At 73.2% G+C, this 24,562-nt stretch carries 22 protein-coding genes; 9 read left to right on the forward strand and 13 right to left on the reverse strand.

Features of this window, described 5'->3' with window-relative positions:
* Window positions 1–117 precede the first annotated feature (117 nt).
* Window positions 118–1,695 carry a Na+/H+ antiporter gene (locus tag GA0070609_RS00425; RefSeq protein ID WP_088991944.1) on the forward strand — a complete coding sequence of 526 codons (1,578 nt, stop codon included), beginning with the start codon at window positions 118–120 and terminating at the stop codon, window positions 1,693–1,695.
* A gap of 12 nt (window positions 1,696–1,707) precedes the next feature.
* Here the strand turns inward: GA0070609_RS00425 and GA0070609_RS00430 are convergent, their stop codons facing one another.
* The 10 genes from GA0070609_RS00430 to GA0070609_RS00475 all read right to left on the reverse strand — a co-directional run bounded on the left by GA0070609_RS00430 (window position 1,708) and on the right by GA0070609_RS00475 (window position 10,768).
* Window positions 1,708–2,442 (reverse strand): DUF4142 domain-containing protein, encoded by a 735-nt coding sequence (locus GA0070609_RS00430; RefSeq protein ID WP_088991945.1) that lies wholly within the window; start codon window positions 2,440–2,442, stop codon window positions 1,708–1,710.
* Between the two features lie 124 nt (window positions 2,443–2,566).
* Entirely contained in the window at window positions 2,567–2,863 is a 297-nt protein-coding gene (locus GA0070609_RS00435) for a DUF1707 SHOCT-like domain-containing protein (protein ID WP_088991946.1), read from the reverse strand.
* Between the two features lie 188 nt (window positions 2,864–3,051).
* A complete protein-coding gene (locus GA0070609_RS00440) occupies window positions 3,052–4,242 on the reverse strand; it encodes an ROK family protein (protein WP_088991947.1) in 1,191 nt (396 codons plus the stop codon).
* Window positions 4,243–4,270: 28 nt separating this feature from the next.
* Window positions 4,271–5,530 (reverse strand): sugar ABC transporter permease, encoded by a 1,260-nt coding sequence (locus tag GA0070609_RS00445; RefSeq protein ID WP_088991948.1) that lies wholly within the window; start codon window positions 5,528–5,530, stop codon window positions 4,271–4,273.
* Window positions 5,527–6,345, reverse strand: coding sequence for an ATP-binding cassette domain-containing protein (locus GA0070609_RS00450; protein ID WP_088991949.1), 819 nt, complete (start codon window positions 6,343–6,345; stop codon window positions 5,527–5,529). Before GA0070609_RS00450 ends, GA0070609_RS00445 begins: the two co-directional genes overlap by 4 nt.
* 116 nt (window positions 6,346–6,461) lie before the next feature.
* A complete protein-coding gene (locus GA0070609_RS00455) occupies window positions 6,462–7,559 on the reverse strand; it encodes a sugar ABC transporter substrate-binding protein (RefSeq protein WP_088991950.1) in 1,098 nt (365 codons plus the stop codon).
* Window positions 7,560–7,818: 259 nt separating this feature from the next.
* Window positions 7,819–8,301 (reverse strand): Cys-tRNA(Pro) deacylase, encoded by a 483-nt coding sequence (gene ybaK, locus GA0070609_RS00460; protein WP_088991951.1) that lies wholly within the window; start codon window positions 8,299–8,301, stop codon window positions 7,819–7,821.
* A 91-nt stretch (window positions 8,302–8,392) separates the two neighbouring features.
* Window positions 8,393–9,583, reverse strand: a complete 1,191-nt coding sequence (locus GA0070609_RS00465) for a THUMP-like domain-containing protein (RefSeq protein WP_088991952.1) — start codon at window positions 9,581–9,583, stop codon at window positions 8,393–8,395.
* 202 nt (window positions 9,584–9,785) lie between these two features.
* Window positions 9,786–9,977 (reverse strand): DUF397 domain-containing protein, encoded by a 192-nt coding sequence (locus tag GA0070609_RS00470; RefSeq protein WP_088991953.1) that lies wholly within the window; start codon window positions 9,975–9,977, stop codon window positions 9,786–9,788.
* Entirely contained in the window at window positions 9,968–10,768 is an 801-nt protein-coding gene (locus tag GA0070609_RS00475; protein WP_088991954.1) for a helix-turn-helix domain-containing protein, read from the reverse strand. Before GA0070609_RS00475 ends, GA0070609_RS00470 begins: the two co-directional genes overlap by 10 nt.
* A gap of 356 nt (window positions 10,769–11,124) precedes the next feature.
* On the opposite strand from GA0070609_RS00475, the gene groES reads away from it, so the two are divergent.
* From groES to GA0070609_RS00490, 3 genes are all read left to right on the forward strand, one after another.
* Window positions 11,125–11,439, forward strand: coding sequence for a co-chaperone GroES (gene groES / locus GA0070609_RS00480; protein ID WP_018222648.1), 315 nt, complete (start codon window positions 11,125–11,127; stop codon window positions 11,437–11,439).
* Between the two features lie 70 nt (window positions 11,440–11,509).
* The gene (groL, locus tag GA0070609_RS00485; RefSeq protein WP_088991955.1) at window positions 11,510–13,159 is read left to right on the forward strand and encodes a chaperonin GroEL; all 1,650 of its coding nucleotides are present in this window, start codon (window positions 11,510–11,512) and stop codon (window positions 13,157–13,159) included.
* Window positions 13,160–13,444: 285 nt separating this feature from the next.
* The gene (locus tag GA0070609_RS00490; RefSeq protein WP_088991956.1) at window positions 13,445–15,205 is read left to right on the forward strand and encodes a molybdopterin-dependent oxidoreductase; all 1,761 of its coding nucleotides are present in this window, start codon (window positions 13,445–13,447) and stop codon (window positions 15,203–15,205) included.
* Window positions 15,206–15,385: 180 nt separating this feature from the next.
* Here GA0070609_RS00490 and GA0070609_RS00495 read toward each other — a convergent pair whose 3' ends face one another.
* On the reverse strand, window positions 15,386–15,769 hold the full coding sequence (locus GA0070609_RS00495) for a WhiB family transcriptional regulator (protein ID WP_088997395.1): 384 nt from the start codon (window positions 15,767–15,769) through the stop codon (window positions 15,386–15,388).
* A gap of 255 nt (window positions 15,770–16,024) precedes the next feature.
* On the opposite strand from GA0070609_RS00495, the gene GA0070609_RS00500 reads away from it, so the two are divergent.
* On the forward strand, window positions 16,025–16,852 hold the full coding sequence (locus GA0070609_RS00500; protein WP_088991957.1) for a helix-turn-helix transcriptional regulator: 828 nt from the start codon (window positions 16,025–16,027) through the stop codon (window positions 16,850–16,852).
* Window positions 16,853–16,946: 94 nt separating this feature from the next.
* On the opposite strand, the gene GA0070609_RS00505 is transcribed toward GA0070609_RS00500, so the two are convergent.
* Window positions 16,947–17,357: a DUF5319 domain-containing protein gene (locus GA0070609_RS00505; RefSeq protein ID WP_088991958.1), complete on the reverse strand. Its 411-nt coding sequence runs from the start codon at window positions 17,355–17,357 to the stop codon at window positions 16,947–16,949.
* A gap of 185 nt (window positions 17,358–17,542) precedes the next feature.
* On the opposite strand from GA0070609_RS00505, the gene guaB reads away from it, so the two are divergent.
* The 4 genes from guaB (at window position 17,543) to GA0070609_RS00525 (ending at window position 23,344) form a co-directional block, all read left to right on the forward strand.
* Entirely contained in the window at window positions 17,543–19,105 is a 1,563-nt protein-coding gene (gene guaB / locus GA0070609_RS00510) for an IMP dehydrogenase (protein ID WP_088991959.1), read from the forward strand.
* A 30-nt stretch (window positions 19,106–19,135) separates the two neighbouring features.
* Complete coding sequence (locus GA0070609_RS00515; protein WP_088991960.1) at window positions 19,136–20,254, forward strand: GuaB3 family IMP dehydrogenase-related protein; 1,119 nt, start codon at window positions 19,136–19,138, stop codon at window positions 20,252–20,254.
* Window positions 20,255–20,343: 89 nt separating this feature from the next.
* Window positions 20,344–21,762 (forward strand): M1 family metallopeptidase, encoded by a 1,419-nt coding sequence (locus GA0070609_RS00520; RefSeq protein WP_408630622.1) that lies wholly within the window; start codon window positions 20,344–20,346, stop codon window positions 21,760–21,762.
* Between the two features lie 127 nt (window positions 21,763–21,889).
* On the forward strand, window positions 21,890–23,344 hold the full coding sequence (locus tag GA0070609_RS00525; RefSeq protein WP_088991961.1) for a M1 family metallopeptidase: 1,455 nt from the start codon (window positions 21,890–21,892) through the stop codon (window positions 23,342–23,344).
* Between the two features lie 34 nt (window positions 23,345–23,378).
* On the opposite strand, the gene GA0070609_RS00530 is transcribed toward GA0070609_RS00525, so the two are convergent.
* The gene (locus GA0070609_RS00530; protein ID WP_088991962.1) at window positions 23,379–24,506 is read right to left on the reverse strand and encodes an LCP family protein; all 1,128 of its coding nucleotides are present in this window, start codon (window positions 24,504–24,506) and stop codon (window positions 23,379–23,381) included.
* Between the last annotated feature and the right edge of the window lie 56 nt (window positions 24,507–24,562).

A 24,562-nucleotide genomic window follows, 5' to 3' on the forward strand; every position in this document is an offset into this window, starting at 1 on the left:
GGCCCTGGCCGGGTCTGATCGCACTGGTCCGGCCGGGCCGGACCGGCCCCCGCCAATTCGGACGAACGGCGGTGCGCCGCCGGTCCGCCGTACCACCATGTGTGCGGGGGTGGGGGCGTGGAGGCGCTGGTACTGATCGTGGTGCTGGGCACCACCGTGCTGATCGGCACGACCCTCGGCGGCCGGTACAGCGTGGCGCCGCCGGTGCTGCTGATCACCATGGGCGCGCTGCTCGCGCTGCTGCCCCCGCTGTCCCACGTGGTGCTCGACCCCGAGGTGGTGCTGCTGCTCTTCCTGCCGGCGATCCTCTACCGGGAGAGCATCACCACCAGCCTGCGGGAGATCCGGGCCAACCTGGTGCCGATCACGTTGCTCGCGGTGGGGCTGGTGATCGTGACCATGGTCGCGGTGACGATCTTCGTGGAGCGGTTCGGCATCGAACCGGCGGCGGCCTGGGTGCTCGGCGCGGTGCTCGCGCCGACCGACGCGGCGGCGGTCTCCGGCCTGGCCAAGCGGATGCCACGCCGGATCCTCACCACCCTGCACGCGGAGAGCCTGATCAACGACGGCACCGCGCTGGTGCTCTTCTCGGTCGCCGTGGGCCTGGTCGCCGGCGGCGTCGAGCCGAGCCTGTTCGCGCTGACGGAGCGGTTCCTGGTCGCGTCGGTGGGCGGCGTCGCCGCCGGCATCGTGGTCGGTCTGGTGGTCATCCTGATCCGGAAGCGGCTCGACGACCCGTTGCGCGAAGGCGGGCTGAGCGTGCTCACCCCGTTCGCCGCCTTCTTCCTCGCCGAGGAGATCCACGCCAGCGGCGTCCTGGCGGTGGTGGTGGCGGGGCTGATGCTCGCCTACGCCAGCCCGCGGGTGATCCGGGCCCGCTCCCGGATCATGGCGTTCGACTTCTGGGACCTGTCCACGTTCCTGATCAACGGCAGCCTCTTCATCCTGCTCGGGATGCAGATCCCGCGCGCCCTGCGCAGCCTCACCAGCACCTCCGCCGCACAGGCGCTGACCATCGCGGTGGGGGTGACCGGCGTGGTCATCGCGGTCCGGCTGCTCTACGTCCACATCACCACGGCCCTGATCCAGGCGGTCGACCGGCGCAGCTCCCGGCGGGCCATGCGGGTGCCGTGGCGGGTGCGGACCGCGACCGGGTGGGCCGGCTTCCGCGGTGCCGTCTCGCTGGCGGCCGCCCTCGCGGTTCCGGTGACCACCACCGCCGGCACCCCGGTGCACGAACGTGACCTGATCATCTTCACCACGGTGGTGGTGATCGTGCTGATCATGCTGATCGAGGGCACCACGCTGCCGGCCGTGGTCCGCTGGGCGGGCCTGGTCGGTGACGTCCAGCGGGAGGACGAGGTGCGGCTGGCCCGGCGGCGGGCCACCGAGGCCGGCCTGGCGGCGCTGCCCGAGGTGGCCGCCCGGCTCGGCATCGAGCAGGAGGTCGTCGACCGGATGCGCGGGGAGTACCAGAAGCACCTGGACTCGGTCGCCGCCGAGGAGCGGGGCGAGGAGCCGGAGCAGGCCCGGGAGCTGGACCGGCAGCTGCGCCTCGCCGTCCTCGACCACAAGCGCCGGGAGGTCACCCGGCTGCGCGACACCAACCAGATCGACGACTTCGTGCTGCGCGAGGTGCAGGCCGCGCTGGACATCGAGGAGATCCGCCTGCTCGGGCCGGCCCAGAACGAGTAGCCGGCCGGCGGGTCAGGTGCGGCGGAGCATCCGGTAGGTGGCGATTCCGCCGGTGCCCAGCGCGGCGAGGAAGACCAGCCAGACCACGGTGCTGCTGACGCCCATCTGCGGGCCGGTGTTGGCCGAGGCGGCGGCGAGCAGCCCGTCGTTGCCGGGGGCGGGCAGCGCGGCGGGCGGGAGTTCCGGCCACCGCACCAGGCCGGTGCTCTCCAGCATCTGCATGTGGTGCATGACGAACCGGTTGGCGTCCTCGGCGAGCTTGCGCACGATCGGGTCGCGGGTGCTGGCCCGGATGGCTCCGATCACCGGGAAGATCTTGCCGTGGGCGACCCGCAGCCGGGTGACGAAGATCTGGTCGAAGCGCGCGCCGGTGGCGTTCTGCATCTCCTTCAACCAGCCCTTCTGCTCGTCCGTCGGGTCGGTCGGGATGGTCGCGCCCAGCTTGTTGGCCGCCTCCACGGTCAGCCGGTCCAGCTCCTCGTGCTCGGTGGCGATGGCGGCGCCGATCTCCCGGACCTTGGCCGACTGGCCCTTCTCGGCGGCCATCTGCCCGGCCGGCATCTCCCAGAGCCCGGCCAGCCGGACGCCGTTGAGCAGGGCGGCGTCGGCGGCGTTGAGCTGCTGTCCGGCCGGCGCGGCGACGGCCACACCGGGCAGCACCAGCCCGGCGGCGATCGTGACGAGCAGCACCGCCAACCGACGGGTCCGGTGCACCTGCCGACGGCGGGCGGAACTGAGCGATGCCATGTCTGTGCTGCCTCCTCGGTGCGGGCCGGACGCCTCCGCCGGGCGACCGCATCCCGCCGGCCGCCCGTCCGCCCACTGGTACGGACTGATCGCCCGATCAGTTCATTGCGCCCGGCGGCAGCGGTCAGCGGACGACGGCCAGCACCAGCCCGAGCAGCAGCAGGGTGAGCGCGGCGGCGGCGAAGATCGCCAGCAGTTCCCGCCGGCCGTGCGCGCCGGCCGGGTCGGGGGTGGCCGGCGCGGCCGGCGGCGGCAGGTCCCGGGTGAGCGCGGCGAGGTCGCCGAGCGTACGCGCGGTCCAGACGGCACCGGCCCGGTCGGCGAACTCGTCCAGGGTGAGCCGGCCGGCGGCGGTGTGCCGTTGCAGCTCGGCGACCACCCGGTGCCGGTCGTCGTCGGAGGCGCGCAACTGGACGTCCACGGGGGACAGGCTACGCAGGACAGCGCGCCGGCGGGTCCGCCGGACAGCCGAGTGTTCCCCCCGGGCGGGGTCGCCGCTCAGCCCCCGCGTCGCCGATCACCGCGGGTGGTCGCTGCGGAGTTGCGGGCGGTCAGCGACCCGGCCGGGAGCAGCCGGTCCGCGTCGCCGGTCGGCCCCGGTGCCGCCGGTCAGCCGGCGTCGAGCGGGTCGGCGAGCAGCCGCTCGAAGGCCAGCTCGGCCGCACCGATCAGGGCGGCGTCCTCGCCCAGCTTGGGGGTGCGCAGCCGGACGTGTTCCAGGCAGGCGGCCAGCCCGTTGGAGTTGAGCCGGCTGCGGACCTGGGCCGCCGCGGCGAGGTAGAGGTCGCGCATGGTGCCGCCGAAGATGACCATCTCCGGGTTGAAGATGTTGACCAGGTTGGCCACCCCGAAGCCGAGCCAGTCGCCGGCCTGGCGGACCGCCGACTGGGCCCGGGCGTCGCCCCGGTCGGCGGCGTCGAAGACGGCCAGCAGCGCGTCCCGCCCCCGGGCGTCCGAGCGGCCGGCGTGGCGCAGCAACGCGTGCTCGCCGATCTCGGTCTCCCAGCAGCCCCGGGAGCCGCACTCGCAGCGCTCGCAGCGCTCGCCGTCGCGGACCACCTTCATGTGGCCCACCTCGCCGCCGTACCCGCCGTGCCCGGTCACCCGCCGGCCGCCGGCGATGATGCCGGCGCCCACGCCGACGTCCCCGTAGAGGTAGATGACGTTGTCGCAGCCGGAAGCCGCGCCCCGGGCGTGCTCGGCGAAGGCCGCCACGTCGGCCACGTTCCCGACGGTGACCGGCACGTCGCAGCCGAGTTCCGCGCTGAGCGCCGCGCCGATCGGCTCGTCCACCCAGCCGGTGGTCGGGCCCAGCCGGACCAGGCCGTCGGCGCGGCGCACCATGCCGCAGACGGCGACCCCGGCGCCGACGCAGATCGACTCGCCCGGCACCGCGTGCTGCATCTCCTTGACCGCCCCGGCGAGCAGCGGCGCGGCCTCCGCGGCGGTCAGGTCGCGGGGCCGGTCCAGCTCCCGGCGGTCGAGCACGGTGCCGCCGAGCCCGACCCGCGCGGCACGCAGCCGGTCCACCTCGATGCTGTACGCGTACGCGTAGACCCGCGCCGACTCGGGCCGGACGACCAGCGACGGTCGTCCGGCCCGGCCGGTCTCCTTCGGCGTCCCCTCGCTGACCAGCCCGGCGCCGGCCAGGTCGGCGGTCAGCGCACCGATGGTGCTGCGGTTCAACCCCAGCGCGGTGGTCAGTTCCGCGCGGGTGGTCGCCCCGTGGACGTGCACGTAGCGCAGCAGCGCACCGAGGTTCTGCCGGCGGATCTCGTCCTGGCTCGGCCCTGCGCGCATTACTGTCGCCACGTCGGTACCGCGGGGGTCAGCGGGTGCCGGTCGCCGCGGAACGGCGCCGGGAGAAGGCGTCCACGCTCGCCGCGAGCAGCAGCACCACGCCGGTGACCACGTACTTCACGCCCGAGCTGTACCCCATCAGACCCATCCCGTTGTCGATCACCGCGACCACCGCGCCACCGAGTACGGCGTCCAGCACCCGGCCCTTGCCGCCGAAGAGGCTGGTGCCGCCGATAACCGCGGCGCCCACGGCGTAGAGCAGTACGTTACTGCCACCGGTGTTGGGGTCCACCGAGTTGGCCCGGCTGGCCGCCACGATGCCGCCGACGGCCGCCATCGAGGAGCAGATCATGAAGACCGAGATGCGGATCCGGTCCACGTTGATGCCGGCCCGGCGCGCCGCCTCCTTGTTGCCGCCGACCGCGTAGACGTGCCGGCCGTAGCTGGTGCGCTGGAGCACGAAGGTCCAGAGGACCAGCAGCAGCGCGATGATCGGCACGACGATCGGCACACCCTTGAGCGAGCTGATCAGGACGTTGCGGCTGCGCTCCAGGTTGAGGATGAAGACCGCGACGCCGAGGATCACCGCGAGGCCGCCGATCCGGACGAACACCACGGCGAGTGGGTCGGTGACCAGCCCCCGGTTGGCGCGGTTGCGGTGCCGCAGCAGTTGCACCGCGGCGAAGCCGGCGACCGCGACGGCGGCCAGCAGCCAGCCGAGGACGGGGGGCAGGTTGCGGTTGGCGATGGCCACCAGCACGTCGTCCCGCACCGAGATGTTGGTGCCCTCCTCCATGAGCATCAGCACGACGCCCTGGAAGGCGAGGAACCCGGCGAGGGTCACCACGAAGGACGGGATCCCGATCTTGGCGACCAGGAAGCCCAGCGTCGTGCCGATCACCACGCCGGTGGCCAGGGCCGCGACCACCGCGACGTACCAGGGGTAGCCGAGCACGGTGACCACATTGGCCAGCACGGCGGCGCAGACGCCGCTGGCGAAGCCGGCGGAGAGGTCGATCTCGCCGAGCAGCAGGACGAAGACCAGCCCCATGGCGATCAGGGTGACCGCCGCGCCCTGGGTGAACAGGTTGGCGAAGTTGCCGGCGGTGAGGAACGACGGCCGCATGATCGAGAAGACAGTGCAGAGCACGATCAGGCCGAGCACGGCCGGCAGCGCGCCGATGTCGCCACCGCGTACCCGGCCGACGTAGTTGCGTACGTGGCTGCCGAGGGTGGGCGTCGGTGTGACCGCCGCCGGGCCTTCCTTCTGCACGACCGTGGTGGTCACTGGACGCCTCCTGTGGTGGTCTGGGTCGGCTCGGCGCCGTGGCCGTTGCTGGCCGCCTCGGCGGCGAGGCCGAGCCCGCCGGAGCGGCCGGCGGTGATCAGCTCCACCACCTGGGCGTGGGTGATGTCGGTGGTCTTCACCTGGGCGACCATCTGGCCGAGGTAGAGCGCGGCGATCCGGTCGGAGACGGCGAAGACGTCGTTCATGTTGTGCGAGATGAGCACGACCGCGAGGCCGTTGTCGGCCAGCCGGCGGACCAGCTCGAGCACCTGCGCGGTCTGCGCGACGCCGAGCGCGGCGGTCGGCTCGTCGAGGATGACCAGCTTGCTGTTCCAGAGCACCGCCTTGGCGATGGCCACCGTCTGGCGCTGGCCGCCGGAGAGGCTGGAGACGTGCTGCCGCAACGACTTCACGGTGCGGACGGAGAGCCCGGCCAGCGTCTCCGCGGCGAGCTGCTCCATGGTCGGCTCGTCCAGGACGATGCCGCTGCGCTTCTCCCGGCCGAGGAACATGTTCTGCACGATGTCGAGGTTGTCGCAGAGCGCGAGGTCCTGGTAGACGACCTCGATACCGAGCGCGGCGGCGTCCCGGGGACTGTTGATGGTCACCGGCCGGCCGTCGAAGAGGAACTCGCCGGCGTCGGTCTGGTAGATGCCGCTGATGCACTTGACCAGGGTCGACTTGCCGGCGCCGTTGTCGCCGACCAGCGCGGTCACCTCGCCGGGATGGGCGGCGAAGGCGACGTCACGCAGGACCTGGACGGGACCGAAGCTCTTGTCGATCCCGCGTAGCTCCAGCAGTGGTGTTGCGGACACGGGGTGTCTCCTTCGGATGGAGGGGAGATCTCGGAGCCCGTCCGGCGAGTGCCGCCCGGCACGGGGGAGTCCCGTGCCGGGCGGCTCGCCTCGGCGGGTACGACGTGGAGCGTCGGTCAGCTGATGCCGGCGTCGGCGCAGAGCTTGGCGTAGTCGGCCGTGCAGACCTCGTCCTTGGTGACGAAGCCGTCGGCGATCACGTCCTTGACGTTCTCCTTGTAGATCAGCTTCGGGGTGAGCAGCACGGACGCGACGTCACGGCCGCCCTCCGGGTCCTTGACGGTCTGCCCGGTCTCCTTCTTCTCACCCTTGGCGAGCGCGATGGCCAGGTCGGAGGCGGCCTTCGCCTCCTCCTTGATCGCCTTGTAGACGGTCATGCACTGGTCGCCGGCGAGGATGTTCTGCAGGCCCTGCGGGGTGGCGTCCTGGCCGGTGACCGGGACCTTCCCGTTGAGCTTGTTCTTCTTCAGCACCGAGATGGCCGCGTTGCCCAGCCCGTCGTTGGCGGCGAGCACACCGTCGATCTTGCCGCCGGTCTGGGTCAGCATCTGCTCGAAGATCGTCGCGGCCTGGGCGTTGTCCCAGTCCGGCACGGACTGGTCCGGGCCCTTGGTGTACTCCTTGGAGTCGAACTTCGGCTTGAGGATCGAGTCGTACCCGTTCTTGAACAGGGTGGCGTTGTTGTCGGTCGGCGAGCCGTTGAGGTAGGCCACGACCGGGTTCTTGGCGCCCTTGTCGGTCAGGCACTTGGCCAGACCCTCGCCCTGGAGCTTGCCGACCGCCTCGTTGTCGAAGCTGACGTAGTACTCGGCGGAGCCGCCGAGGGTGAGCCGGTCGTAGTCGATGGTGGCGACGCCCTGCGACTTGGCCTTGTCCAGGACGGCCTTGCCGGTGCCGGAGTCCAGGTTGACGATCATCAGGGCGGTGACGCCGTTGGTGATCATCTGGTCGGCGATGGTCTGGAAGGCGGTCTTGTCGCCCTGGGCGTTCTGGATGTCGTACTGGACGCCGGCGGCCTTGAACGCCTCTTCCAGGAACTTGCGGTCGGCGCCCTCCCAGCGGGCGGAGGACTTGCTGTCCGGGAGGATGACGCCGATCTTCGGGGTCTTGGCGCTGCCGGCCTGGTCACCGCTGCCGGATTCGTCGCCACAGGCGGCCACGCTGCCGACGGTCAGGAGGCCCACGGCGGCGAAGGTGAGGAAGCCCTTGCGCATGTGCAGGGTCCTTTCGAGGTGGGGGTAGGTGTTGTTTTGTTGTGCCCGGCAACGTATTCCGCTCGCCGACCCGACCACAAGGGTGCCGAGGTCATGAGTTTGTTGGCAGCGGTAACAATTCAGCAACGTCCCCGACACCCTCAAGAAAGCGCTCCCACCCCTGCCGCCGTCACACCGACGTGTTGATCAAGGGGTTCGCGTCATACGCTGCGCGATTTCCGCCCCAAACCCCTTGATCAACCCGTCGGGGGGTGCGGGGTCAGGGGCTGGTGGAGAGGGGGGCGAGGTGGGCGGTGGTGAGGGTGATCAGGTCGGCCGGGGCGAGTTGGAGTTGGAGGCCGCGCCGGCCGGCCGAGACGTAGATCGTCGGGAAGTCCAGCGCCGACGAGTCGAGCACGGTGGGCAGCCGCTTGCGCTGGCCCAGCGGGCTGATCCCGCCCCGGACGTAGCCGGTCACCCGCTCGGCCACCGTACGGTCGGCCAGCGCCGCCCGCTTGCCACCGACCGCCGCGGCGAGCGCCTTGAGGTCCAGCTCGCCGGTGACCGGCACGACCGCCACCGTGAGCGCCCCGTCGACCTCGGTGACCAGCGACTTGAACACCCGCTCCGGCGGCACGCCCAGCGCCTCGGCGACCAGCCCGCCGTAGTTCGGCGCGTCCGGGGAGACGTCGTACGGATGGGTGCTGTGCGTGATCTTCCGCTTCGCCAGCAGCGCCGTCGCCGGTGTTCCCTGTCCCGCCATGCCCGACAAGCTAGCGGCGCCCCGCCCGCCAGGCCATCCGATACCCGCGCCCTGGGACGGGCCGACCGCCGGGCGGCGAGCGGCGGGGTGGTCAGGGGGCCGGCACGGGTTGGCAGATCAGCGTGGTGGGGGCACCGGCCACCCGGGTGAGCACCAGGCTGGCGGCGTTGTCCCCGGCCAGCTTCAGGTCGCGGCGCAGCCGCTCCGGCTCCAGCGCCGAGCCGCGCTTGAGGATCTCCACCCGGCCCACCCGCCGCTCCCGGAGCAGGGCCCGCAGCCGCTTGAGCGAGAACGGCAGCACGTCGGTGACCGCCAGGCAGCGGGCGTACGGGGTGGCGGCCGGCGCATCGGCGTAGAGGTAGGCGATGTCGGGGTCGGCGAGCGTGGCGTCGAGGGTGTCGGCCAGCTCGGCGACCAGGTGGGCGCGGACCACCGCCGGGTCCGGGTCGTACAGGTGGCGGCGCACCGGCCCGACCGCCGCCTGCCGGTCGCCGGCGCCGGTCAGCACGTGTGCCGTCGCGCCGCGCAGCACGGTGGCCCGGCGGGGGACCTCGGCCAGCCGGCCGCACCACAGGGTCGCCTCGACCAGGTCACCGTCCACGCTGACCCACTCCGCCTCGGCGCCTGGCGGGATCAGCGCGTGGTCCAGCCCGGGCGCCACCTTCACCACGGTGTACGGCACCCGCTCGGCGAGCCCGAGCACGAAGTCCCACGGCGGCGAGTAGGCGCTCGGGTCGAACACCCGCCGCCCGGTGCCGGCCTTGCGCCGCGCCGGATCGCAGAAGACCGCGTCGACCCGGTCGACGTCGAAGGCGGTGGCGTCACCGCACTCGACGGTGAACAGCTCGGCCACGCCGGCCGCCTCGGCGTTCGCCGCGGCCATCGCGGCGGTCACCGGGTCGGCCTCCACGCCGTACACCCGGATGCCGGCGCGGGCGGCGGCGAGCGCGTCGGCGCCGAGGCCGCAGCCCAGGTCGGCCAGGGTGCGCACCCCGGCGGCGCGCAACCGCTCGGCCCGCCGGTCGGCGACCACCTGGCGGGTGGCCTGCTCCAGCCCCGGGCGGGTGAGGAACATGCCGGCGGCCGCCGGCCCGAACTTGCCGGCCGCCCGGCGGCGCAGCTCGACCTGGGTCAGCGCGGCGGCGGCCAGCCCGGCCGGAACGCCGGCCGAGCGGAGCGCCGACGCCGCGGCCAGCGGGTCGCCGCCGGCCACCTCGGCCGCCGCGGCGAGCGCGGCCGACCCCTCGGCGGTACGCAGGGCGGCGAGCTGGTCCAGATCCACCCGGCCATTGTCCCGGCCCCGTTCCGCCTCCTGCGCACGCCGTCAGGTCGGCGCGGTCACGGGCTCCCGCTGGGTTGATCCACTCCATGTGCGGGACATGGCGGCATCCCGAGCCTACGGACACCGCGATATGCCGGACACGGTGTGGATCACCGGGGCCGCCCTCGGCGTGGGAGGCGCGTTCGCGTCGTCGAGCGGGTGGTCAGTGACGGGTCGGGGTGGCGGTGACGAAGGCCCGCCAGCTCGCCGGGGCGAAGGTGAGCACCGGGCCGGTCGGGTCCTTGCTGTCCCGGACGGCGACCACGCCGGGCAGGTTGTCGGCGACCTCGACGCACGCGCCGCCGTTGTTGGTGCTGCGGGAGGACTTGCGCCAGGCGGCGCGGGTCAGGTCCATGTCTTGGCCACTTCCTCGATCAGCCGGGCGGACTGCCGGCAAGGCAGTGCCTCACCCGTCACAGTCTCCCAGCGTCGTTCGAGGGCGGCAACGTCGTTAGGGCTGTCCACGGTCAGGCCCCGGAGCTGGTTGTCCAGGTGAATCAGCTCGGCGCCGTTGGCGAGCCTGGCCAGGATGAACGAGCCGCCGAGCCCGGTGTGCCAGGGAGAGTCCGCCGGCACGACGCGGATCTGCACGTTCGGTTCAGCGCCAACGGCCAGCAGATGTGCCAACTGATCGCGCATGGTGGCCCGGTCGCCGACCTGCCGGCGCAGCGCCTGCTCGTCCAGCACGGCGACGAACTGCGGCCGTAGGTCGCCGGCCAGCACGGCCTGTCGGGCGAGCCGGGCCACCACCCGCGCCTCGACCTCTTCGGCGATCAGCTCACCACCCACACCGAGCATCGCCCGCGCGTAGCCCTCGGTCTGCAGCAGGCCGGGGACGGCGCTCGCTTCACACCAGCGCAGCGCTATCGCCTCCCGCTCGACCTCCTCCCACGGGCGGAACCAGTCCGGCGCGGCGTGGAGCCGGATCAGCTCCAGCATGGCGACGAAGAGGCCGCCGGTGTCGAGCACCGCGTCGACCCGGGCCAGATAGTCCCGCTGGACCGGCCGCTCGCCGATCTCGACGGCGCTCACCTGTGACGACGAGTAGTTGATCAGCTTGCCCAGCTCCTCCTGGCTGAGCCCGCGCGCCTGGCGGGCCCGGCGAAGCTGATCTCGCAGGAATGTCAGTGTCGGTACCCGGGACATCGGTCGCTACCTCCCCTCGGCATCGTGCCGGCACCGGAGAGTAGGGGGTCGATCACGCTGCGGCGAGGCGTTGCCGGCGTGTCGCGGTATCCCGTGGCGGAACAGTGGCAGAAGGTTGGCGGGACAGTGGCGACACGAGGTCTGGAGCGTTGGCACTCTCCTTGACGGAGTGCTAGCCGAGGAATAACCTGCGATTAGCACTCTCACCCTGAGGGTGCCAGCTTCCGGGCCGCGCGGTCCGGGCGCTGAACGCCAGGCGGACCGGCACCCGCGACGACGGCCCCGCCCGGTGGCATGTGGCAGATTGACGCTGGTCGGCCCGCCGACCGGTAACGAAACCAGTACCCCAGGAGGGTATGCCCGTGACTACCGCGACCAAGGTTGCGATCAAGCCGCTCGAGGACCGGATCGTGGTCCAGGCGAACGAGGCTGAGACCACCACGGCGTCGGGCATCGTGATCCCCGACACCGCCAAGGAGAAGCCGCAGGAGGGCACCGTCCTCGCTGTCGGCCCGGGCCGGATCGACGACAAGGGCAACCGCGTGCCGATCGACGTCAAGGTCGGCGACACCGTCCTCTACTCGAAGTACGGCGGCACCGAGGTCAAGTACGCCGGCGAGGAGTACCTGGTGCTCTCCGCCCGCGACGTCCTCGCGGTCATCGAGAAGTAAGCAACCGATCAGTGTCGTTGCCCCGGTCCGGCTCGCCGGGCCGGGGCAACGTCGCTTCGAAGGGACATCCATGGCGAAGATCCTGAGCTTTTCGGACGACGCCCGGCACCTGCTCGAGCACGGTGTCAACGCCCTCGCGGACGCGGTCAAGGTCACCCTCGGCCCGCGCGGGCGCAACGTCGTCCTGGACAAGAAGTTCGGTGCGCCCACGATCACCAACGATGGTGTGACCATCGCCAAGGAGATCGAGCTCACCAACCCGTACGAGAACCTCGGCGCGCAGCTGGTCAAGGAGGTGGCGACCAAGACCAACGACGTCGCCGGCGACGGGACCACCACCGCGACCGTGCTGGCCCAGGCGATGGTCCGCGAGGGCCTGCGCAACGTCGCGGCCGGCGCCAACCCGACCGGCCTGAAGCGGGGCATCGACGCGGCGGCCAACAAGGTCTCCGAGGCGCTGCTGGCCCGGGCGGTCGAGGTGTCCGACAAGAAGGCGGTCGCGCACGTCGCGACGGTCTCCGCGCAGGACGCCGCCATCGGCGACCTGATCGCCGAGGCGATGGAGAAGGTCGGCCGCGACGGCGTCATCACCGTCGAGGAAGGCTCCACCCTGCACACCGAGCTGGACGTGACCGAGGGTCTCCAGTTCGACAAGGGCTTCATCTCGCCGAACTTCGTCACCGACGTGGAGGCGCAGGAGGCGGTCCTGGAGGACCCGTACATCCTGATCACCACGCAGAAGATCTCGGCGATCGAGGAGCTGCTGCCGCTGCTGGAGAAGGTTCTCCAGAACAGCAAGCCGCTGCTGATCATCGCCGAGGACGTCGAGGGCCAGGCGCTGTCCACCCTGGTGGTCAACGCGATCCGCAAGACCGTCAAGGTCTGCGCGGTCAAGGCTCCCGGCTTCGGCGACCGCCGCAAGGCGATGCTGCAGGACATGGCGATCCTGACCGGCGCCGAGCTGGTCGCCCCGGAGCTGGGCTACAAGCTCGACCAGGTCGGCCTGGAGGTGCTGGGCACCGCCCGCCGCGTGGTGGTGGACAAGGAGAACACCACCATCGTCGACGGCGGCGGCCAGGCCAGCGAGGTTGCCGACCGGGTGGCCCAGATCCGCAAGGAGATCGAGGCCTCGGACTCCGAGTGGGACCGGGAGAAGCTCGCCGAGCGGCTGGCCAAGCTCTCCGGCGGCATCGCCGTCATCAAGGTGGGCGCGGCGACCGAGGTCGAGATGAAGGAGCGCAAGCACCGCATCGAGGACGCCATCGCGGCGACCAAGGCCGCGGTCGAGGAGGGCACCGTCCCCGGCGGTGGCGCCGCGCTGGCGCAGATCCTGCCGGCGCTCGACGACGACCTGGGCTTCACCGGTGACGAGAAGGTCGGTGTCTCGATCGTGCGCAAGGCGCTGGTCGAGCCGCTGCGCTGGATCGCCCAGAACGCCGGCCACGACGGCTACGTCGTGGTGCAGAAGGTGGTCGGCAAGGAGTGGGGCCACGGCCTCGACGCGGCCACCGGCGAGTACGTCGACCTGGCGAAGTCCGGCATCGTCGACCCGGTGAAGGTGACCCGCAACGCGGTCAGCAACGCCGCCTCGATCGCCGGCCTGCTGCTCACCACGGAGAGCCTCGTGGTGGAGAAGCCGGCCGAGCCGGAGCCGGCCGCCGCCGGGCACGGGCACTCGCACGGCCACGGCCACAGCCACCAGCACGGCCCGGGCTTCTGACCCGGTAGCACCACCGGTCCGGGGCACACCGTCACGCCGACGGTGTGCCCCGGCCGGGTTTCCGGCCCCGCGCTCCCGCCTCCGGACCCCGGCGAGCGCCTGGGTCTCCACGTGGGTCTCCGGGCCCCGAGGCCATCGCGCCCCCGGGCCGCGGCGGGGTCGTGTCTCCGGGTCGAGGCAGTGTGGGCGGGCGGTGGCGGTGCGGGCGGGCCGCCGCTCCGAGGCGGGATTACGGAACGCTGACGTGGCTACCGACCGGGCCGGCCGATCGGAAAGACTGGCCCGATGAGCACCACGACACGCCGGTACGCCGCGCTGGCCGGGTTCACCGCCGCCGCGGTGGCGATCGGCTCCGCCGAACTGGTGGCGGTGCTGACCGGCCCCCGCTCGGCCCCGCTGGTCGCCGTCGGCGGACTGGTCGTCGACACCGTTCCGGAGCCGCTCAAGCAGCTCGGCATCGCGCTCTTCGGCACGTACGACAAGGTCGCTCTGCTGATCGGGACGGCGCTGCTGCTCGGCGCGGCGGCCGCGCTGCTCGGGGTGGTGGCCGTCCGCCGGTTGGCCGTCGCCCTGGCCGGCATCGCGGCCTTCGGGGCGCTCGGGGTGACCGCCGCGCTGACCCGGGCCGGCGCGGACCTCGCCGACGCCCTGCCCGCGCTGCTCGGTGCCGGGGCGGGGACGCTGGTGCTCTGGCTCTTCGTGGCCGGCCCGCTGGAACTCGACCCGTGGCCCTGGTCACCGCCCGAGCCCCTGCCCTCCGCCGCGCGGCCGGCCGGCCCGGGGATCGGGGCAACGAGGGCCGGGCCGGCCGCCGACGGGCCCGAGGGCCGGCCTGCGGTGGTGGCTCCGCGAGCGGCTGCCGGGCCGGCGGGGGACGAAGCGCGGGGCCAGCCGGCGGCAGCGGCCGGGGGACGGTCGGCCCAGGCCAGGGCGGCGGACCCGAGGCCGGCTGGGTGGGAGCCGCTGGAGCGCACCGATCCGGAGTCGCGGCGGCGGTTCCTCACCGGGGCCGGGGTGTTGCTCGGCGCGGCCACCGTGGCCGGTCTGGGCGGGCGGTGGCTGGCCGGGCGGCGGGGCGTCTCGGCGGCCCGGGCGGCGGTGCGGCTGCCCGCGCCGGTCTCCGCCGCGCCGCCGGTGCCCGCCGGGGCCGACCTGTCGCTGACCCAGCTCGCCCCCTACGTCACCCCGAACTTCGGCTTCTACCGGATCGACACGGCGCTGGTGGTGCCGCAGGTCGACCCGGAGACCTGGCGGCTGCGCATCCACGGCCGGGTCCGCCGGCCGCTCACCCTCAGCTTCGCCGACCTGCTGGCCCGGCCGCTGGTCGAGCGGTATGTGACGCTGGCCTGCGTGTCCAACGAGGTCGGCGGCGACCTGATCGGCAACGCCCGCTGGTTGGGCGTGCCGCTGAAGGAACTGCTCGACGAGGTGGAGCCCGAGGAGGGCGCCGACCAGGTGGTCGGGCGGTCGGTGGACGGCTGGACCTGCGGCACCCCCACGGCGGTGCTGCGCGACGGGCGGGACGCCCTGCTGGCGGTGGGGATGAACGGTGAGCCGCTGCCGGTCGAGCACGGCTTTCCGGTACGGATGGTGGTGCCCGGTCTGTACGGCTACGTGTCGGCCTGCAAGTGGGTCACCGAGCTGGAGCTGACCAGCTTCGCCGACTTCGACGCGTACTGGGTGCCGCGTGGCTGGTCGGCGCAGGGGCCGGTGAAGACCCAGTCGCGGATCGACCGGCCCCGGGCGCGCAACCGGCTCACGGCCGGCCCGATCACCGTGGCCGGGGTGGCCTGGGCCCAGCACCGGGGCATCCGCCGGGTTGAGGTACGCGTCGACGAGGGCCCCTGGCAGGAGGCGGAACTGGCCGCCACCGTCTCGGCGGACACCTGGGTGCAGTGGTCGTGGCGGTGGGACGCCACGCCGGGCGAGCACACCCTCCAGGTTCGCGCAACCGACGCCACCGGCGAAACCCAGACCGACCACCGCCAGGACGTCGCCCCCGACGGCGCCACCGGCTGGCACACCGTCCCCCTAACCATCCACTAACCCCCACCCCGCCCCGCCCCGCCCCCGCGCCGAGCCCGGTTGATCATGAGGTTAGCGGCGCGAATGGAGATCATCGCCGCCGTCAACCTCATGATCAACGTGGGGGGGAGGGGGTGGGGGTGGGGCGACGCCACGCCCTGGGGGCGTGGCGTCGCGTGGTGGGGCTGGGGGGGGGGTGGGTTAGGCGATCTTGCGTTGGGCGGGGACGGCGGACTTGTGCGGCCGGCCCAGGCGGGCCTCCAGCCGGGCTACGTCGACCCGGGTCTGCCGGCGGTCGGCCAGGTCCTCCCAGCCGATGGCGAGCAGCCGCAGCCGCTCGGACTCGCTGAAGCCGCCCCACACGCCGTACGGCTCGCGGACCGAGAGCGCGTGGGCCGCGCACTCGGCGCGCACCGGGCAGGTGCGGCAGACCGCCTTGGCGCCGGACTCGCGGCGCAGGCGGGAGGAGCCGCGCTCGCCGTCGGGGTGGAAGAACTGGGCGCTGTCGCGACCCCGGCAGGCGCCGAGCCGCTGCCAGTCCCAGAGATCGACGATGGGTCCGGGCAGTCTACGTACGTTCGACATCAGCACCCCTCCTCCCGCGCGGCACCGCGAGATACTCATGGCCGGCAACACCGGGCGGCGGCGCCGCGCAGGCGCACCCTTCCCGGCCTGGACATCCCGGTACCCGAGCTGTTGCCGACTCACACTTCTGTGATCGAAAACTTCCGGCAACTTGCGGCATATGCCCTAACTGTCGGAAAAGTTCGGAGGATTGCCGGGAACCACCTCGGCGGCGCACCCGGTCATGGTCTGCTCATTGGCGGAGAGGAGACCACTGTGCGTACGGTTCTCGTGTGCGTTCGGACACCGCTCGCCGCCCAGCACCTGACCTCGGCGGCGGCCCGGCTCGGGCTGTCCGCGGTCGTCCGGACCGCTGTCTCCGACCCCGAGGTGATGCTGCGCCTGGCCGAGCGGCCGGCCGACGTGGTGCTCGCCGACACGGCGCTCACCCGGCCGGACAGCGCCGGCTTCGTCCGCCGGGTGCTCGCCCGCGCGCCGCAGGCCGCCGTCGTGCTGCTCGGGACGGAGGAGTCCGAGGCGGCCGCCGCCACCATCAGCGCCGGCGCCCGGGGCCTGATCCAGGGCGCCGACCACGACCTGACCAGCGCGGTGGCCAAGGCGCTGCTGCTGCTCTCCGCGCCCGGCCGCGCGGCCCGGCACCGGATCACCGACCCGGCCCGGGACACCGCCGCGGTCGGCGGCCCGGGTCGCCCGGCGCAGGGCGGCCGGCCCTCGGGCGAGGCGAACCCGCCCTGGCCGGCCGGGTCCGCCGAAGCGGCCGGCGGCGCCCCGGCGGTGGTGCCGGTGCAGCGCGGTGACGACCCGGCCGAGCCGGCCGCCGGTGAGCCCGAGGAGGCCGCGCCGGAGGCGCGCCGCGGCACGCCGGGCAGCCGGCCGAGCCGACCGCCGGTCGGACTGACCGAGCGCGAACTCCAGGTGCTGCTGGGCATGGCGGAGGGCAAGAGCAACGCGGAGATCGGTCGCGAGCTGTTCGTCTCGGAGGACACCGTCAAGACGCACGCCCGCCGGCTCTTCCGCAAGCTCGGCGCCCGGGACCGGGCGCACGCGGTGGCCGCCGGCTTCCGCGCCGGCCTGGTGGCCTGATCCACAGCACCGCCCCGAGCGGCGTCGTCCGCGGTCTTCCGGGCCGGTTCCCCTCCGGAACGGCCGTGACCGCCCGGGGCGTCGCGGGCCAGGGTCAGTCGGCGGAGCTGGGCTCGTCCTCGGTGCCCTCGGTCAGGGTGTCGTGCACCCCGTCGGCGTAGCCGCGGGCGTAGTCCCAGGTGACGTAGTGGTCCGGATCCGGGTCGTAGGCCGGCTCGTGCACCCGGGGGCGGCCGGAGTTGAGCAGGTGGCGCAGGTTGCCGCGGAGCAGGTCCCAGTCGAAGTAGTGCGGCTCCCGGCAGTCCTCACACTCGATCACCAGCCCGCGGATCCCGATCGGGGCCAGCAGCGCCTGGTAGATCTCCAGGTCGGCGAGATCCTCCAGCACGTCCTGCCGCTCGCCCTCGGTCAGCGGGTCGAGCGGCGCGTCGTCCCCCGGATCGTGCAGGCCCGCTGCCGGATCGGCCGGGTCGCCGTTGAACGGGTCGATGGGCTCGTCGTGCACACCATCACCGTAGACCTACCGCAGCGGCGACGCCCGCCCCCCGGCCGGCGGCGTCCGCGCCCGCCGCCAGCAGGTCCGGCCCAGGTCACTGGGTACGATGGGGCGACGCGCCGTCACCCGGCGTACGCCGGTGCCCGTCCGCGCCACCTCGCTGAAGCCCGTCCGAGCAGCTCAGGGGAGCAATCGTGGAAATTTCGCCCAGCACCGACCTGTCGAGCGGCGCCGACCACGGCGAGCTGGCCGGTCACCTGCCGGAGCTGCCCGCCGGCTCCGCCCGGGTGGTGCCGCTCGGGCTGACCTTCGACGACGTGCTGCTGCAGCCGGGCGAGTCGGACGTGGTGCCGAGCCGGGTCAACACCGTGACGAAGCTGACCCGCAACATCAGCCTCTCCATCCCGCTGCTGTCCAGCGCGATGGACACGGTGACCGAGGCGCGGATGGCCATCGCGATGGCCCGTCAGGGCGGCATCGGTGTGCTGCACCGCAACCTGTCGGTGGAGGACCAGGCCCTGCAGGTCGACCTGGTCAAGCGCTCCGAGTCCGGCATGATCACCAACCCGGTCACCGCCAGCCCCGACGACACCCTCCGCGAGGTCGACTCGCTCTGCGGCCGGTACCGGATCTCCGGTGTGCCGGTGGTGGACGGCGAGGGCCAGCTGGTCGGCATCGTGACCAACCGGGACATGCGCTTCGTCACCGACCCGGCCACTCCGGTCCGCGACATCATGACCCGGACGCCGCTGGTCACCGCGCCGGTCGGCGTGAGCAAGGACGAGGCGCTGGCCCTGCTGCGCCAGCACAAGGTCGAGAAGCTGCCGATCGTCGACGGGGCCGGCAAGCTGCGCGGGCTGATCACCGTCAAGGACTTCACCAAGAGCGAGCAGTACCCGAACGCGACCAAGGACGAGGCCGGCCGGCTCCGCGTCGCCGCCGCGATCGGCGTCGGCGAGGACTCGTACAAGCGGGCCCGCGCGCTGGTCGACGCGGGCGTGGACGTGCTGATCGTGGACACCGCGCACGGCCACCAGCGGGCCGTGCTGGACATGGTCCGCCGGCTCAAGAAGGACGTGGGCGTCGACATCGTCGGCGGTAACATCGCCACGTACGCCGGGGCCAGGGCGCTGGTCGAGGCGGGCGCCGACGGGGTCAAGGTCGGGGTCGGCCCGGGTGCGATCTGCACCACCCGGATCGTCGCCGGCGTCGGCGTACCGCAGATCACCGCGATCATGGAGGCGGCCCGGGCCGCGCGTCCGGCCGGCGTGCCGGTGATCGGCGACGGCGGCATCCAGTACTCGGGCGACATCGCCAAGGCGCTCGTCGCCGGCGCCGACACGGTGATGCTCGGCAGCCTGCTGGCCGGCTGCGAGGAGAGCCCCGGCGAGCTGATCTTCGTCAACGGCAAGCAGTTCAAGGCGTACCGGGGGATGGGTTCGCTCGGCGCGATGCAGTCCCGGGGCCAGGCCAAGTCCTACTCGAAGGACCGCTACTTCCAGCAGGACGTGACCAGCGACGAGAAGCTGGTCCCCGAGGGCGTCGAGGGTCAGGTGCCGTACCGGGGGCCGCTGGCCCGGGTGGCCCACCAGTTGGTCGGTGGCCTGCGGCTCGCCATGGGGTACGCCGGCGCGGAGAGCATCCCCGAGCTGCACAGCCGGGGCCAGCTCATCCGGATCACCGCGGCCGGGCTCAAGGAGAGCCACCCGCACGACATCCAGATGACCGTCGAGGCGCCCAACTACCACACCCGCTGAACCCCCACCCCCAACCACCTGGAGTCCCCCATGCGTGACGTGGTCGAGATCGGGCTGGGTAAGACCGCGCAACGCGGCTACCACCTGGACGACATCGCCATCGTGCCGAGCCGCCGGACCCGGGACGTCGACGACGTCTCGACCAACTGGCAGCTCGACGCCTACCAGTTCGGCATCCCCTGCGTCGGGCACCCCTCCGACGCCACCATGAGCCCGGCCTCCGCGGTCCGGCTCGGCCAGCTCGGCGGCCTCGGCGTACTCAACGTCGAAGGGCTGTGGACCCGCTACGAGAACCCGACCAAGGTGCTCGAGGAGCTGGCCGCGCTCGACGAGGACGCCCGCGCCACCAAGCGGCTCCAGGAGGTGTACGCCGAGCCGATCCGCCCCGACCTGATCGCCGAGCGGGTCCGCGAGCTGCGTGCCGGTGGCGGGACGGTGGCCGTCCGGGTCTCCCCGCAGCACACTCTGGCGCTGGCTCCGGTGATCCTGGACGCCGGCGTGGACATCCTGGTCATCCAGGGCACCATCGTCTCCGCCGAGCACGTCTCGACCACCGACGAGCCGCTCAACCTCAAGGAGTTCATCGCCGACCTCGACCTGCCGGTCATCGTCGGCGGCTGCACCGACTACAAGACCGCGCTGCACCTGATGCGGACCGGCGCGGCCGGGGTGATCGTCGGCATCGGCGGCGACGAGTGGTCCACCACCGAGTCGGTGCTCGGCATCCGGGTGCCGATGGCCACCGCCATCGCGGACGCCGCGGCGGCCCGGCGCGACTACCTGGACGAGACCGGCGGCCGGTACGTGCACCTGATCGCCGACGGCGACCTGCAGACCTCCGGCGACATCGCCAAGGCGCTCGGCTGCGGCGCGGACGCGGTGATGCTCGGCGAGCCGCTGTCGCTCTGCACCGAGGCGCCGGCCGGCGGCGCCTGGTGGCACTCCGCCGCCAGCCACCCGTCGCTGCCGCGCGGCGCGTTCGAGGTGGCCGGCGAGCCGCTCGGCTCGATGGAGCAGCTGCTCTTCGGCCCGGCCGACGAGCCGGACGGGCAGCTCAACCTCTTCGGCGGGCTGCGCCGGGCGATGGCCAAGTGCGGCTACCGCGACCTCAAGGAGTTCCAGAAGGTCGGTCTGGTCCTCGACCGCTGACCCTGGACGGGTCCGGCCGAAGGCGGCCCGGACGCGCACCCGCCGCGAAGAGACACCACCCGCACCGGCCGCGCCGATAGGCTCGGCCGGTGCGCCGTACTCGTGACCTGATCCCGCTGGCGCTGGCCACCGTGGCGACGGTCGGGCTGCTGACCGCCTGTCCCGGCTCCGACGACCGGAAGGGCGACCCCGACGGTCTCCGCGCCGGCAGCGCCGACCTCGCCGACCCGTACGTGCCGGGCGCCGGCAACGGCGGGTACGACGTCTCGCACTACCGGCTGGCCGTCCGGTACGACCCGGCGACCGACCGGCTGAGCGGACGCGCCACGGTCACCGCGACGGCGAGCCACGGGCTGTCCCGGTTCACCCTCGACCTGGCCGGTCTCGACGTCAGCACGGTCACCGTCGGCGGCAAGCGCGCCGAGCACCGGCGCGACGGCGACGAGCTGGTGGTCACCCCGGCCGACGGGATCCCGCGGGGCGGGCAGTTCGCGGTCGAGGTCGAGTACGCCGGGGTGCCGGCCCCGGTCCCCGACGGCGTGCTCGGCAACGGCGGCTTCCAGCACACCGCCGACGGCGCGATCGCGCTCGGCCAGCCGCACTCGGCGGCCACCTGGTTCCCGGTCAACGACCACCCGTCCGACAAGGCCACCTACGACATCGAGGTGACCGTCCCGGACGGGCTGGAGGCGCTGAGCAACGGGGTGCCGGGGGAGCGGACGACCGCCGACGGCTGGACCACCTGGCGGTGGGCCGAGCGGGCGCCGATGGCCAGCTACCTGACCACCCTGGTGATCGGGGACTACCAGGTGCGGACCGGCACCCACGCCGGCAAGCCGATGGTCACCGCCGTGCCGGCGGGCCTGCCGGCCACCGGCCCGGAGGCCGCCTCGCTCGCCCGGACCGGGGAGATCGCCGACTTCCTGGCCAGCCGCTTCGGGCCGTACCCGTTCGACTCGTACGGCGGGATCGTGGTCACCGACGACCGGATCGGCTACGCGCTGGAGACCCAGTCCCGGCCGGTGTACGGGCCGGGCTTCTTCCGCGGCGGCCGGCCCAACACCGGGGTGGTCGCCCACGAGTTGGCCCACCAGTGGTTCGGCAACAGCGTGGCGCTGAGCAGGTGGCAGGACATCTGGCTCAACGAGGGGTTCGCCAGCTACGCGGAGTGGCTGTGGGAGGAGCACGACGGCGGCCGCACCGCGCAGCGCAACTTCGAGCTCCAGTACGCCGCCACCGACTGGTCCCGGCCGTCCGTCGACCCGGGACCGACGCAGATGTTCGGCTCCGCCGTCTACAAGCGCGGCGCGCTGGCCGTGCACGCGCTGCGCCGCACCGTGGGCGACGAGACCTTCTTCCGCATCCTGCGAAGCTGGACCGACGAGCGGCGGAACGGCAACGCCACCACCGCCGACCTGATCGCGCACGCCGAACGGGTCGCCGGGCGGTCGCTGCGCCCGCTCTTCGACGCCTGGCTGGTCGGCGCCAGCGCCCCCGCCCTGCCGTGACGGGTCCCTGATCGACGGTCGGTAGGCTGCCGCCGGGCGGACCGGCCGCGACGCGGGTCCCCCGGTGGCCACCGCCCGGCCGGACCGGTCGGCGGGACGGCCCGTCGGCACAGGGAGGGGCGAGGCGATGACGCTGCCGCGGCGGGTTCGGCTGGTTACCGGTCTGCTGGTGACCGGGGCGCTCGGCGTGAGCGGGTGCGGATCGTCGGCGGAGTCGGAGGCCGGCTCGGCCGCCCCGTCGCCGAGCAGCAGCCGGCAGTTCAAGCCCGGCGGCGCCGGGGTGGGCGACGACTACTTCCCGACCTATGGCAACGGCGGCTACGACGTCGGCCGCTACACGGTCAGGGTGCGCTACGATCCGGCGACGGACCGGCTCACCGGCACCACCACCGTGCAGGCCGCCGCGACCGCGAACCTGTCAGCGTTCAACCTGGACCTGGCCGGGCTGAAGGTGCGCGAGGTGACCGTGGACGGTGCCCCGGCCCGGCACTCCCGCAAGGGCGACGAGCTGGTGGTCACCCCGGCGCGCGGCCTGATCGCCGGCAACGGTTTCGTCGCCGAGATCAGCTACGACGGCGAGCCGGCGGCGCTGCGTAACGAGACCCTCGGCGCGGGCGGCTTCCTGCACACCTCCGACGGCGCCATCGCGCTCGGCCAGCCGGAGTCGGCGAGCACCTGGTTCCCGGTCAACGACCACCCCTCCGACAAGGCCAGCTACGACTTCGAGATCACCGTGCCGGAGGGGCTGACCGCGGTCAGCAACGGCGTGCCGGTGGGCCGGAGCAGCGCCGACGGCTGGACCACCTGGAAGTGGGCCGAGCGCAACCCGATGGCCAGCTACCTGAGCATGGTGGTGATCGGCAAGTTCCGGCTGACCCGGGGTGAGCACAAGGGACGGCCGGTGTTCCACGCGGTCACCACGAAGCTCTCCGAGGGGGCGGCGGACCGGTCGATCGCCGAGACGGTGAAGGTTGCCGACTACCTGGAGCGGCTCTTCGGGCCGTACCCGTTCGAGTCGTACGGCGCGGTGGTGGTCTCCGACGACCGGATCCGGTACGCGCTGGAGACGCAGAGCCGCCCGGTCTACGCCGCGTCCTTCTTCCGGCAGGGCGAGAACACCGGGGTGGTCGCGCACGAGCTGGCCCACCAGTGGTTCGGCAACAGCGTGGCGCTGACGAGGTGGCAGGACATCTGGCTCAACGAGGGGCTGGCCACGTACGCCGAGTGGCTCTGGACCGAGCACGACGGCGGGCGCACCGCCGCGCAGGCCTTCGACGCGCGGTACGCCGGCGCGGCGAGCCGGGTGTGGCGCACCCCGCCGGGCAAGCCGGGGGTGGAGAACCTGTTCGGCGAGTCGGTCTACCAGCGCGGCGCGATGACCATGCACGCGCTGCGGGTGACGGTCGGCGACAAGGCGTTCTTCGAGATCCTCAAGACCTGGGCGGCGGAGAAGCGGCACGGCAACGGCACCACTGCCCAGTTCGTGGCGCTGGCCGAACGGATCTCCGGCGAGCGGCTGGACGACCTGTTCGACGACTGGCTCTACGGCACCGAGCGCCCCGCCCGCCCCGAGCGGCGCTGAACCCGACCTGCCCGGCGGGCACCGCCCGGCCGGGTCAGGTCTTGACCCGCAGCTGTGGGTGGTCGGCGAGGTACGCGTCCGCCCGGCCGGCGCGCAGCGCGGTGAGGAAGTCCCGGCCCACCTTGGTGAGCTGCTCGCCCCGGTAGCCGCTGCCCCGGCCGACCGCGCCGCCCGGGAGCCCGACCAGGACGAACCGCTCCGCCGGCAGCTCGCCGAGGGCGTACGCGAAGTCGATGATCCGCCGCCCGCCGAGGGCGGAGTAGACCAGCGTGTCGCCGAGCGCGGCGACCACCTGCTCCACCCGTTCCGGCTGGCGGGCCAGGTCCTGGTCGAGGATCTTGCGGACCAGGGCCCGGACCAGCTGCTGCTGGTGCCGCTGCCGGGCGTAGTCGCCGCCGGTGAGGTAGCGCTGCCGGGCGTAGTCGATCGCCTGCCAGCCGGTCAGGTGCCGCTGGCCCTTCTCGTAGACCATCTGCGGCCCGGTGTAGCCGCCGGGCGCCGGGTCGCGGTGCCGGCCGTCCGGGCGGCGGTGTCGGGAGGCCACCCGCTGGTCGACGTAGATGTCCACCCCGCCGAGGGTGTCCACCAGCTTGTCGAAGCCGCCGAAGGTGACCACCGCGCCGGCGTCGATGCGCAGCCCGGTGTAGCCGCTGACGGTGCTGCGCAGCAACTCGTAGCCCTGCGCGGTGCTCGGCTGCTTCGGCTTGCCCGGCACCCGGCTGCCGTAGCTCATCGCGTGGGTGAGCTTGGTGCGCCCGCCCCGGTAGCCGGCCTTGGGGAACGCCGGGATGTCCACCACCAGGTCGCGGGGGAGCGAGAAGAGGTACGCCCGGCCGAGGCCCTTCGGCACGTGCAGCACCAGTACGGCGTCGGCGTGCGGCTCCCAGCCGGGCACGCTGACCCGGGTGTCCACGCCGACCAGCAGCAGGTTGAGCGGGCCGGTGATGTCCGCGCCCGGCGGTGGGCCGGTCGGGCTCGGGCTGCCGCTCGGCGTGCCGGCCGGGGTGGCGCTCGGGCTGCCGGCGGCCGGTGTCCCGGACCCGCCGTCGGAGCCGACCAGCCGGGTCACCACCACGGCGGCGGTCGCCGCCAGCACCACGACGGTGAGCACCGCCAGCCCCAGCAGCCAGCGGCGCCGTGGCGCCCGCGATCGGAGGACCATGTCGACCCCTCTCCCCGTACCTGACTCGACGCTCCGACGGCGGCCTCGGTTGCGTC

This window comes from Micromonospora echinaurantiaca, from assembly GCF_900090235.1.
GTDB lineage: Bacteria > Actinomycetota > Actinomycetes > Mycobacteriales > Micromonosporaceae > Micromonospora > Micromonospora echinaurantiaca.